The following is an 11,083-nucleotide window of genomic DNA, read 5'->3' as shown; positions in this document are numbered from 1 at the left end:
GACCCGGAACGGACCGCCGAAACGGCCGGTGATCCGGCCGAGCAGGCGCAGCATCGCCGGGACGAGGACCGGACCGAGCAGCAGCACGCCGATGAAGGAGACCATGCCGCCGACCAGGAGCGGCGCCATCGACTCGGTCTGGACGGCCAGGACCAGCGCGGCCAGTCCGGCCAGGACGGCCAGCGCCCCGATGCCGAGGCGGATGCGTCCCGCGGTGGTCCGGGCGTTCGGCTGCTCGGCGGGCCGCAGGGCGGTCAGGGGACTGACGCGGACGACTCCGCGCGTGGGGAGCCACGCGGCCACGACGGTGGTCAGCACGCCGCCGACGAAGGCGGCCGTGAGCCACACGGGCGAGAACGACACCGCGCCGAAGACCTCGTCGCCGGCCAGAGCGCGCAGCAGAGCCGTCAGGGCCACCCCACCGCCGAGGCCCACGATGATCCCGGTCGTCGCCGCCACGACCGCCAGGACGATCGCCTCGACCCGCACCGACCGCAGGACCTGACGCCGCGTCGCCCCGACGCACCGCAGCAGGGCGAAGTCACGACTCCGCTGGGCGAACAGGATCGTGAAGGTGTTGGCGATGACCAGGATCGCGACGAAGCCGGCGACCGCGGCGAACAGCAGCAACAGGGTGGCCAGGACGTCGGCGCCCTGGTTCATCGCCACGATGCGGGCCGCGACGTAGTCGTCACGCGTCTGGACCTCGGACTCGACGACGTCGGCCAGCGCGGCCTGGGCCTCGTCGACGTCACCGGTGCGGACGTCGTAGGCGATGGCGTCGGGCACGGCATCGGTGGCCGAGGACAGCGCCGGCCACGGGACCTGGAAGTCGCCGAGCCCCATGGAGCCCTCGTCCGTGAGCCCCACGACCGTGAAGTCGCGAGCCCGGTCCTGGAGACCGATCGTCACCCGGTCGCCGAGCTCGATGCCCTCGGCGCGCGCGGCGCCGGCGTCGACCAGGGCCTCACGGTCGCTCGTGGGGGCGCGGCCGTCCGTGACCTGCTGGGTGCGCAGCGCGGGATCGGTCGAGACGGTGCCGACCTGGACCTCGTCGCCGAGGGAGCCCGACGGCGCGGTCACGCGGGTCCACGTCGTCGCGATGACGGAGGTGCGGTCGCCGCGTTCCCGAGCGATCTCGACTGTGTGGGCGACGTCGTCGTCGGCGGCCGTCCCGTAGGAGTCGCCCACGACGAGGGCGGTCTCGGGGTACGACCCCTCGACGGCGGCGGCGACGGCGCTGCGCGCACTGGATCCGAGGGCGTTGATGACGACGACGAACGCGACCGCGATGGTCACGGCGACCAGCGCCGCGACGTAGCGGCGGGTGTGCGTCCGCAGGGACGCGAGCAGCACGGTCCTCATCGGACACCGGCCTCGAGCGCGGCGGCCACGTCGGCACGGGTGGGCGAGATCAGGTGGGCACGCACCTCGCCGTCGGCCAGCACGACGACGTCGTCGGCGTAGGCGGCGGCGTCCAGCTCGTGCGTGACCATCACGACGGTGTGGCCGAGGTCGGTCACGCTGCGCCGCAGGAACGACAGGACCTCGGCCGAGGACGTGCTGTCGAGGTTGCCGGTGGGCTCGTCGGCGAACACGACGTCGGCGTCCGCGGCCAGGGCCCGGGCGATCGCGACGCGCTGCTGCTGGCCGCCGGAGAGCTCTCCGGGGCGGTGGTCGAGCCGGTCACGCAGCCCCAGGACGTCGATCACCTGCTCGATGCGCTCACCGGCGCCGCGCTCGAGACGTCGGCCGGCCAGCTCGAACGGCAGCATGATGTTCTGCCGCGCCGTCAGCATCGGGAGCAGGTTGAACGCCTGGAACACGAAGCCGAGGTGGTCGCGCCGGAAGTGCGTGAGGCGGTCGTCGTCGAGCTCGGTCAGGTCGGTGCCCGCGATGAGGACGGTGCCCTCGCTGGGGCGGTCGAGCCCGGCCAGGCAGTGCATGAGGGTCGACTTGCCCGAGCCCGACGGGCCCATGATCGCGGTGAAGCGCCCGGGAGCGAGCGCGAGGTCGACGGAGCGCAGCGCGTGCACCGTGGTGTCGCCGCGGCCGTACGTCTTGGACAGGCCCCGCACGGCGGCTGCGGGCGTCACGCCCGGCTGCGAGAGGGTCGCGGAGGAGGTCGTTGAGGTCATGCCCCGACGCTAGGTTCGCGGGTGGGTCCGAAGCATCGTCGCAGGGGCTGATCCTGAAGGTCAGACCACGGTATGACACGGCACGCCGCAGTGGCGTCAATCCACGGTCACGCGCTTCGTCGCGACATCCACCGTGACCTCGGTGTCGTCGCCGGACCGCGAGGGATCGGCGATGTCGAACTGGTACTCACGGCGACCGTCGTCCCACTCGAGCTTCCATCCCTTGAGCGGTCCGTCGACCTGGTCCGTCGCGAGACGCAGGGCTTCAGCGAAGGGAAGCGGGGTGTCCGGGTCGATCGACTTCTCGGTGTCGTTCGTGCGTTCCTGCTCGCGGTCGACGACCTCACCGGTGCTGGCGTCGATCTCCACCTCGTGGTCCGTGCCGTCCTTGAGCACCTTCACCTCCCACGTCCAGGTCGAGTGCCGTCTCGACCAGTCGACCTCGATGGCATGGACGATGCCGCCGGGACCGACCTCACTGGTCGCGGTGTCGATGGCCTCCTGGGGTCCGACCGCGAGCTGGTCGGTGCGCAGGTCGGCGTTCCGGTCAAGGGTCACGGCCGGGCCGCCTGCATCGGGTGCCGCGGAGACGGACGGGGTCGCGGCGGGAGTCGCCTCGGTCTCGGCGCTGCTCGAGGTCGACGGCGACGCGCTGTCGGCGGGGTCGTCATCGTTGCCACAGGACGCCAGCCCGGCTGTCAGGACGGCTGCTGCGACGGTGACCTGGACGGTGCGAGGTGCAGGTCTCATGGATGGTCCCCTCTGCGACGTCAGGGTCGGTCGAAGTGCTGACTCATCACGCTAGCCCGCATCCCGTGACCTCGCGGAGCGAGCTCACGGAGCCCGGCCGGGTGGGCCGCTCCCGGCCAGCCCCGCCTCGAACGCGAGCAGCACCAGGTGCACGCGGTCGCGCGAGTCGGTCTTGGCGAGGAGGCGCCCGACGTGCGTCTTGACCGTCGCCTCGGACAGGAACAGCTGGGCGGCGATCTCGGGGTTGCTCAGCCCGCGGGCGATCAGCACCAGCACCTCGCGCTCGCGCTCGGTCACCGCGGCGAGGCGTGACTCGGCGGTCGTCGAGGCCCGGCGGGCGGCTACCGGGTCGGCCAGGAAGTGGTCGAGCAGCCGCCGTGTCGTGGACGGGGCCACCACGGCGTCACCGGCGTGGACGGCGCGGATCGCCGCCAGCAGGTCGGGAGGTGCCGCGTCCTTGAGCAGGAAGGCCGAGGCGCCGGCGCGCAGGGCCGCGAACGCGTACTCGTCGAGGTCGAACGTGGTCAGCACGATGATCCGCGGGCCGGCCTCGCCCGGTGCGAGGCGGCGGGTGGTCTCGACGCCGTCGAGGCGCGGCATCCGCACGTCCATCAGCACGACGTCCGCCTCCACCTCGGCCAGCAGGCGCAGGGCCTCCTCGCCGTCGCCGGCCTCGCCCACGACGACGAGGTCGTCCTGGCTCTCGACGAGCATCCGGAACCCTGCTCGCACCATCTGCTGGTCGTCGACGAGGGCCACGCGGATGTGCTCGGTCACCTCGGGATCCTCGCACGGACGCGCCATCCGCCACCGGCTGCCGGGCCCACCTCGAGCGCGCCGCCGTGCACCTCGACCCGCTCGCGCATCCCGAGCAGGCCCAGGCCGGACCCGCCGGCCGCGGACGCGCCGTGGCCGTCGTCGACGACCTCGACCTCGAGGACGTCGGGGCGCGACTCGAGGCGCACCCGGGCCTGCGCGTTCGGGCCGGCGTGCTTGCGCACGTTCGTGAGGGACTCCTGCACGAGGCGGAAGACGGTCAGGGCGACGCCGTCGGGGACCTCGGGCAGGGGATCGGGCAGATCGAGCTCGACGCGGTCGTCGGCGGTCACCAGCGACGGCAGGTCCGCCAAGCGGGGCTGAGGGGCCAGCGCGGGATCATCGCTGCCGCGGAGCAGGCCCAGCAGGCGACGCATCTCGGTCAGCGCGTCGCGCCCGACGGTGGCGACCGTGTCGAGCGTGCGGACGGCGACCTGGGGATCCTTCTGCGCGGCATACCGGGCGCCGTCGGCCTGCACGATGACGACCGACAGGCCGTGCGCGACGACGTCGTGCATCTCGCGGGCGATCCGGGTGCGCTCCTCGGCCGCGGCGAGGACCGCTCGCTGCTCGGCCTCGAGCGCCAGCTGGCGGCCTCGCTCGACCAGGCCCGCTTCGTACGCCCGGCGGATCCGCGCCTGGCTGCCCAGCGCCCACGCCGCGAGGACGATCGCCGCGATGGAGAAGAAGTAGGGCGACAGGTCGTCCAGGCCGATGTCGTAGTCGACGTACTCGAGGCCCGGGGGATAGGCCTGCACCTGCGATGACGTCCACACCCACGAGGCGACGGCGGCCCCGCACAGACCCACCAGGAGACCGACGCGCGCGGCGCGGCCCGAGCTGAAGCGCGCCAGGGCGTAGAGCGCGGCCGGGAACCCGACCTGGCCCCACACCGGCATGTCGTACGTCGCGGCCTGGAGCACGCTGGCTCCGGCGACGAACGCGAACACCGCAACGGGATGCCCGCGCCGCCAGTACAGCGGCACCGTCTGGAGCAGCGAGAAGACCAATGGGGCCAGCGAGGTCCCGACCACGACCACCATGGCCAGGGACGGGAGCACGAGCGACGTGGCGAGGACGAGGTCGAACACCCGGGTCGCGCGCGGACCGAGACGCCACGGGCGACCCGACTCCTGCGCCCGCACGTCCTCCATGGCCCCGAGCCTAGGGCCGTGTGCCGGCTCCGTCGTCAGACCGTGGTCTGGTCCTGCGCCCGAGGTCGAGGCGCTCGTCCTCGGGGCCGGTCCAGCGGTGACGGGGTGACAACCGCCTCGCGGGAGTGACCGGCGTGTTGGTGCGGGTGGCGCGGTGGCTCAGCGTCCGTTCGGTGGCGGGAACGGACGCCAGCTCACCGGCGGCTCACGCCCTGGTCGTTGGTGCGGTGGCTCAGCGTCCGTTCGGAGGGAAAGACGGACGCCAGCTCACCGCCCCACCCCCGCGCCCGGATCCGGGATGTGGTCGGGCCCGCACCAGAGGGAGGTGACCGAGGTCACGCGGGGACGGGAATGACGAGCCCTTGGGCGAAGTTGATAACGTATGACTCAAGTCTTTTGACTCCCAGTTTTCAAGGCAGAGCACCACTGCAATCCTCAGGAGGAACCATGGCCCGTGCAGTCGGCATCGACCTCGGCACGACGAACTCCGTCGTCGCCGTTCTCGAAGGTGGAGAGCCCACCGTCATCGCGAACGCCGAAGGCGCTCGCACCACCCCGTCCGTCGTCGCGTTCGCGAAGGACGGCGAGGTCCTGACCGGCGAGGTCGCCAAGCGTCAGGGCGTCACGAACGTCGATCGCACGATCCGCTCGGTCAAGCGCCACATGGGCACGGACTGGTCGGTCGACATCGACGACAAGAAGTTCAACCCCCAGCAGATCAGCGCGTTCGTGCTGCAGAAGCTCAAGCGCGACGCCGAGGCCTACCTGGGCGAGCCGGTCACGGACGCGGTCATCACCGTGCCGGCGTACTTCAACGACCACCAGCGCCAGGCCACCAAGGAGGCCGGCGAGATCGCGGGCCTGAACGTCAGCCGCATCATCAACGAGCCCACGGCCGCTGCGCTCGCGTACGGCCTGGACAAGGGCGAGGACCAGACGATCCTGGTGTTCGACCTCGGCGGCGGCACGTTCGACGTGTCCCTGCTCGAGATCGGCGACGGCGTCATCGAGGTGAAGGCCACCAGCGGTGACAACCACCTGGGCGGCGACGACTGGGACAACGCGGTCGTCGACTGGCTGGTCAACAAGTTCAAGGCCTCGACCGGCGTCGACCTCACCAAGGACAAGATGGCGATGCCGCGCATCCGCGAGGCCGCCGAGCGCGCCAAGATCGAGCTCTCCAGCTCGTCCTCGACGTCGATCAACCTGCCCTACATCACGGTCGTCGACGGCAACCCCGTCTTCCTCGACGAGACGCTGACCCGCGCCGAGTTCGAGAAGATCACGGCCGACCTGCTGGAGCGCACGAAGAAGCCGTTCCAGAACGTCATCCGCGACGCCGGCACCTCGATCGACAAGATCGACCACGTCGTCCTGGTCGGCGGCTCGACCCGCATGCCCGCGGTGTCCGAGCTGGTCAAGAACCTCACCGGCGGCAAGGAGCCCAACAAGGGCGTCAACCCCGACGAGGTCGTCGCGATCGGCGCCAGCCTGCAGGCCGGCGTGCTCAAGGGCGAGGTCAAGGACGTCCTGCTGCTCGACGTCACGCCGCTGTCGCTGGGCATCGAGACCAAGGGCGGCGTCATGACGAAGCTCATCGAGCGCAACACGACGATCCCGACGAAGCGCTCCGAGGTCTTCACCACGGCCGACGACAACCAGCCGTCCGTGGCGATCCAGGTGTACCAGGGCGAGCGCGAGATGGCCGCCGGCAACCAGCTGCTGGCCACGTTCGAGCTCACCGGCCTGCCGCCGGCGCCGCGTGGCGTGCCGCAGATCGAGGTCACCTTCGACATCGACGCCAACGGCATCGTCAACGTGTCGGCCAAGGACCGGGGCACCGGCAAGGAGCAGTCGATGACGATCACCGGCGGGTCCGCCCTGTCGAAGGACGACATCGACAAGATGGTCAAGGACGCCGAGGAGTACGCCGAGGAGGACCGCAAGCGCCGCGAGTCCGTCGAGGTCCGCAACCAGGCCGAGACGCTCGTCCACTCGACCGAGAAGTTCCTGGCCGAGAACGGCGACAAGGTCGGCGACGACGTCAAGACCGAGGTCCAGGCCGACATCGACGCGCTGAAGTCCGCCCTCGAGGGCGACGACAACGCCGCGATCCAGGAGGCCGTCACCAAGCTGGGCACCTCCAGCTCGAAGATGGGCGAGGCCATGTACGCCGCTGCCGCCGCCGAGGCGGGCGCCGAGGGCGCTCCCGCGGGCGACGCGCCGGCGGACGACGACGATGTCGTCGAGGCCGAGATCGTCGACGAAGACGGTGAGCAGAAGTGACCGAGAAGCCCTTCGACGAGGCGACCTCCCCTGAGGGGGAGGCGCCCGTCGGCGGCGCCGAGACGGAGCCGGCTGCCGAACCGCAGGCGGCTCCCGATCCCGTCGCCGACCTGGAGTCCAAGGTCGCCGAGCTGACGAACGACCTCCAGCGCAAGCAGGCCGAGTTCATCAACTACAAGCGCCGCGTCGAGGACGATCGCGTCCGCGCGGTCGAGACCGGCAAGCAGAAGGTGCTGGCCGAGCTGCTGACGGTCCTCGACGACCTCGGCCGCGCCGAGGAGCACGGTGAGCTCACCGGCGGCTTCAAGGCCGTGGCCGAGCAGCTGCGCACCACGTTGGGCAAGTTCGACCTCGAGTCGTTCGGGACGGTCGGCGAGCCGTTCGACCCGAACCTGCACGAGGCGGTCTTCCACGCCGGCGAGGACCCGGACGTCGAGGTCCAGAGCATCGCCCAGGTGATGCGCACCGGCTACCGGGTGGGCGAGCGAGTGCTGCGCCCCGCCGTGGTCGGCGTCGTCGACCCGGGTGTCGCCGCCGAGGCGACCGAGCAGCCGACCCAGTCCGAGGGCTGAGCACAGATCAACGAGAGGGAGGAGGGGTGAATGAGCGCACCGACTGATTGGGCGACCAAGGACTTCTACGCGGTCCTGGGCGTCAAGAAGGATGCCTCGGCCGATGAGATCAAGAAGGCGTACCGCAAGCTGGCGCGGGACAACCACCCCGACTCCAACCCCGGCAACACCCAGGCCGAGGAGCGGTTCAAGTCGATCTCCGAGGCGTACGGCGTCATCGGCAACGCCGAGAAGCGCAAGCAGTACGACGAGCAGCGCACGCTGTTCGGCCAGTTCAAGGGCGGCTTCCCGCCCGGGGGCGGTGCGCCCGGCGGCGCGGGCGGCGTCGACTTCGACCTGAGCGACATCCTGGGCGGCATCTTCGGTGGCGGGGCGCGCGGCGGTCGACGCCGCTCGCCCCAGCCCCGCCGGGGCGAGGACCTCGAGACCGAGGCCTCGATCTCGTTCCGCCAGTCGGTCGAGGGCGTGACGCTGCCGCTGCGCCTGACCAGCGACGAGCCGTGCACCACGTGTCACGGCACCGGAGCCAAGCCCGGCTCGGTGCCGAAGGTCTGCGGCAAGTGCCAGGGCAGCGGGATGCAGACCGGCGCGTCCGGCGGCGTCTTCGCCATGACCGAGCCGTGCTCGCAGTGCCGCGGTCGCGGCCTGATCGTCGAACACCCCTGCGAGGTCTGCACGGGGTCCGGTCGCGCGCCCTCGAGCCGCACCATCAACGTGAAGGTGCCTGCCGGCGTCAAGGACGGCCAGCGCATCCGGATCCGCGGCAAGGGCGGCAAGGGTGATGCAGGCGCGCCCGCGGGCGACCTGTTCCTCGTCGTCCACGTCGAGGGCGACGAGCGGTTCGGCCGCAAGGGAGACGACCTCACCGTCACGGTGCCGGTGCCCTTCGACGACGCGGTCCTCGGTGGCGAGGTCATCGCCCCCACGATCGACGGCTCGTCCGTCCGGCTCAAGGTGCCCGCCGGCACGCCCAACGGGCGCACGTTCCGGGCACGCGGCAAGGGCGGCACCAAGCGCGATGGATCGCGTGGCGACCTGCTCGTGACCCTCGAGATCGAGGTCCCGTCCGAGCTCTCGGGCGAGCAGCGCGCCGCCGTGGAGGCCTACCGTGAGGCCAGGGTCGGAGGGACATCGTGAACGAGTTCGTTCCGCCGGGCCCGGAGGCCAAGGTCTTCGTCATCAGCGTCGCGGCCGAGCTGTCGGGCCTGCACCCCCAGACGCTGCGAACGTACGACCGGATCGGCCTCGTGCAGGCCGGCCGCACGACCGGCGGCGGCCGTCGCTACTCGCTGCGCGACATCGAGCTGTTGCGCATGGTCGCGCACCTGACCGCCGAGGGCTTGGGGCTCGAGGGCGTCAAGCGGGTCATCGCGCTCGAGAACCAGGTGGCCGCGCTGCAGGCCAAGGTCGCCGAGCTGCAGGTCGAGCTGGCGCAGGCCCGCACCCCGCAGAACCTGCCCGCCCTCTACGCCCAGCAGCCGATCGCCCTCTGGCGCCGCCGGCGCTGACCTGCGCCTCCCCGGTCCACCGTGACGTGCCGGTCAGTGCGGACCTGGGTGTTCGGCATGAGCCGGAGGGCGCGAAGACGCCGCGATGATCGTGCCGCACGCGGGCACGAGCAGCGCGAGAGCGCCGATGGTCACGGCCAGCGCGACCGCGGTGCCGCTGGCGTCAGCGACGAACAGGCCGGAGCCGAGGAGCGGTAGCGCCACGAACGCGGCGAGCCCGGCCGCGACGATGAGCTGCGCGGAACTCCCGTTCCTGCGTCCGGAACGGACGAAGGCGAACAGGCCCAGCGCCACCAGGAGCGCCAAAGTGGCGAAGACGCCTCCGTAGACGCCGATGAGAGTCCCGAAGCCGTCCCAGTCGTCGGTGTGGTCCGTTTGATCGATCACGATCAGCGCGGTGGACAGCGCCAGTCCGGCCGCGGCTCCGGCCGACGCCAGGCCCAGCACGATCTGCAACGCACGCGACCAAATGCTCAATGACGAGGACATGGTCGAGGCTCCCACACGAGAAGCGGTCCGGACAGGATCCTCAGCCGAGCTGCGCGTCGAGCCAGGCGATGCGTGCGCGGAGCCAGTCCGTCAGCGCCGTCGACTCGGCGGCCCACGAGCCGTGGAACACGTGGTGGCCCGCCGGCTCGAGGATGGTGCCGGTCACGGGGTTGCCCGCGCCCCCGGGTGCCGGCGCGAACGTCCGCTCCGCGGAGTCGCGGATGGCCGCCGACCCCGCCTGGACGTACTCGGGGAGGGTCGCGAGCGAGTCGCGCACCTCGACCCAGCGGGTCCGGACCCGCAGGGCGAACCACGGGTCGGTCAGCAACCGCTGGTACCAATGGCCCTGGGGCCCGCGCATCTGCGTCGGGAAGCACCTCGGGGTGACGGGCTGCTCGGCCGCCCAGTCACGGGCGACGAACCAGCCCTGCGGCTCGGAGATCTCACAGTTGTGACGGTTGCCCATCCCCTGGTCGAAGTCCCAGGCCGGCCCCATCGCGAGACGGCCGTCGGCGCCGAGGACCATCCAGACGCTGTTGTTGAACGCGGCGTCGATGTTCTTGGTCAGCTCCGCGACGAGGTAGGCGTCGACGAAGGAGTCGACGTCGAGGCATGCGCGATAGCCGTGGACCGGATCGGCGTAGTGGTCGGAGTAGAGCACGTCCTCGATGAGGCGGACACGGTCCGACGTTCGCGTCACGACGTCCTCCTCCTGCGAGCTCTTGACGAAGACCCGGAGGTCGCGCGCGGTCGTGAAATGCGGGTCGGTGTCGTCGTAGGAGTCCGCCTCGAGCAGGACGCCGCCGTCCTCCAGGGCGACGCGGTCCGCCTCGGTCTCGATCCCCTCGCCCCACTGGTACAGGCCCTTGTAGGTCCCGTTCAGGTAGAGGTCGACCTGCTGCATGCGGGGCACCCACGGCGCGCCGAGCCGGCGGGCGATCTCGAACCCGACGTCGTTGCGCAGCAGGGAGCGATCGAAGAAGTTCGCCAGCAGGACGAAGTCCTTGCTCGCGGGCATGCCCAGCACGCCGGTCCTCGCGTCGAGCTTGACCTTGTAGGGGTACTTGATCGACACCATCGACGTGCTGTTGCCGCGGACCCGGAGGCGGGCGCCGAGGGTCACGGGGTCGGCGCCGGGCTCGGTCAGCACGAGCGTCGAGGGCGAGTAGACCTCCTTGCTCGTGACCGCCAGCCCGTCGGCGGTCGTCGCGTCGAGCCTCGCGACGCCGCGGCGCTCGTTCGACGTGTCGTTCTCGCCCCACGCCACGGTTCCACCGGCGGGCAGGTCGCACCGCAGCTCGGGAACGGGCGTCGGCAGGGGTGACGGTGTCGGCGCCGGGCCCACGGCGACGTGCGTCGCCGTGCTGGTG

11 protein-coding genes are annotated in these 11,083 nt (G+C 71.4%); 4 read left to right on the top strand and 7 right to left on the bottom strand.

Going from position 1 to position 11,083, the window contains the following annotated elements:
* The 5 genes from RT323_RS13730 to RT323_RS13710 form a co-directional block, all read right to left on the bottom strand.
* On the bottom strand, positions 1–1,365 hold a 1,365-nt coding region (locus tag RT323_RS13730; RefSeq protein ID WP_313409504.1), incomplete at its 3' end, for an ABC transporter permease.
* A complete protein-coding gene (locus RT323_RS13725; RefSeq protein ID WP_313409503.1) occupies positions 1,362–2,138 on the bottom strand; it encodes an ABC transporter ATP-binding protein in 777 nt (258 codons plus the stop codon). The genes RT323_RS13725 and RT323_RS13730, both read right to left, overlap by 4 nt.
* A gap of 96 nt (positions 2,139–2,234) precedes the next feature.
* Positions 2,235–2,888 (bottom strand): PepSY domain-containing protein, encoded by a 654-nt coding sequence (locus RT323_RS13720; protein ID WP_313409502.1) that lies wholly within the window; start codon positions 2,886–2,888, stop codon positions 2,235–2,237.
* Positions 2,889–2,972: 84 nt separating this feature from the next.
* The gene (locus RT323_RS13715; protein ID WP_313409500.1) at positions 2,973–3,665 is read right to left on the bottom strand and encodes a response regulator transcription factor; all 693 of its coding nucleotides are present in this window, start codon (positions 3,663–3,665) and stop codon (positions 2,973–2,975) included.
* The gene (locus RT323_RS13710) at positions 3,662–4,858 is read right to left on the bottom strand and encodes a histidine kinase (RefSeq protein WP_313409498.1); all 1,197 of its coding nucleotides are present in this window, start codon (positions 4,856–4,858) and stop codon (positions 3,662–3,664) included. Before RT323_RS13710 ends, RT323_RS13715 begins: the two co-directional genes overlap by 4 nt.
* A gap of 447 nt (positions 4,859–5,305) precedes the next feature.
* On the opposite strand from RT323_RS13710, the gene dnaK reads away from it, so the two are divergent.
* Genes dnaK through RT323_RS13690 form a run of 4 tightly spaced genes read left to right on the top strand, consistent with a single transcriptional unit; the run spans position 5,306 to position 9,224 of the window.
* Complete coding sequence (gene dnaK, locus RT323_RS13705; RefSeq protein ID WP_313409496.1) at positions 5,306–7,144, top strand: molecular chaperone DnaK; 1,839 nt, start codon at positions 5,306–5,308, stop codon at positions 7,142–7,144.
* Positions 7,141–7,716: a nucleotide exchange factor GrpE gene (locus RT323_RS13700; RefSeq protein ID WP_313409495.1), complete on the top strand. Its 576-nt coding sequence runs from the start codon at positions 7,141–7,143 to the stop codon at positions 7,714–7,716. Before dnaK ends, RT323_RS13700 begins: the two co-directional genes overlap by 4 nt.
* A 30-nt stretch (positions 7,717–7,746) precedes the next feature.
* A complete protein-coding gene (gene dnaJ / locus RT323_RS13695) occupies positions 7,747–8,853 on the top strand; it encodes a molecular chaperone DnaJ (RefSeq protein WP_313409493.1) in 1,107 nt (368 codons plus the stop codon).
* On the top strand, positions 8,847–9,224 hold the full coding sequence (locus tag RT323_RS13690; RefSeq protein ID WP_396172398.1) for a heat shock protein transcriptional repressor HspR: 378 nt from the start codon (positions 8,847–8,849) through the stop codon (positions 9,222–9,224). The genes dnaJ and RT323_RS13690 overlap by 7 nt, the downstream gene beginning before the upstream one ends.
* Before the next feature lie 33 nt (positions 9,225–9,257).
* Here the strand turns inward: RT323_RS13690 and RT323_RS13685 are convergent, their stop codons facing one another.
* Positions 9,258–9,701 carry a hypothetical protein gene (locus RT323_RS13685; RefSeq protein ID WP_313409489.1) on the bottom strand — a complete coding sequence of 148 codons (444 nt, stop codon included), beginning with the start codon at positions 9,699–9,701 and terminating at the stop codon, positions 9,258–9,260.
* 52 nt (positions 9,702–9,753) lie between these two features.
* The coding region (locus RT323_RS13680; RefSeq protein ID WP_313409488.1) for a CotH kinase family protein at positions 9,754–11,083 on the bottom strand (1,330 nt) is incomplete at its 5' end.

Source organism: Aeromicrobium sp. (assembly GCF_032084975.1).
Taxonomy (GTDB): domain Bacteria; phylum Actinomycetota; class Actinomycetes; order Propionibacteriales; family Nocardioidaceae; genus Aeromicrobium.
Note: the sequence above shows the minus strand (reverse complement) of the source record. Positions and strands in the feature narration are given on the sequence as shown.

What these genes read in the sequence shown, in the direction of transcription:
- dnaK (WP_313409496.1), top strand. Translation starts at nt 5,306, where the DNA reads ATGGCCCGTGCAGTCGGCATCGACCTCGGCACGACGAACTCCGTCGTC.
- RT323_RS13725 (WP_313409503.1), bottom strand. Translation starts at nt 2,138, where the DNA reads ATGACCTCAACGACCTCCTCCGCGACCCTCTCGCAGCCGGGCGTGACG.
- RT323_RS13710 (WP_313409498.1), bottom strand. Translation starts at nt 4,858, where the DNA reads ATGGAGGACGTGCGGGCGCAGGAGTCGGGTCGCCCGTGGCGTCTCGGT.
- RT323_RS13720 (WP_313409502.1), bottom strand. Translation starts at nt 2,888, where the DNA reads ATGAGACCTGCACCTCGCACCGTCCAGGTCACCGTCGCAGCAGCCGTC.
- dnaJ (WP_313409493.1), top strand. Translation starts at nt 7,747, where the DNA reads ATGAGCGCACCGACTGATTGGGCGACCAAGGACTTCTACGCGGTCCTG.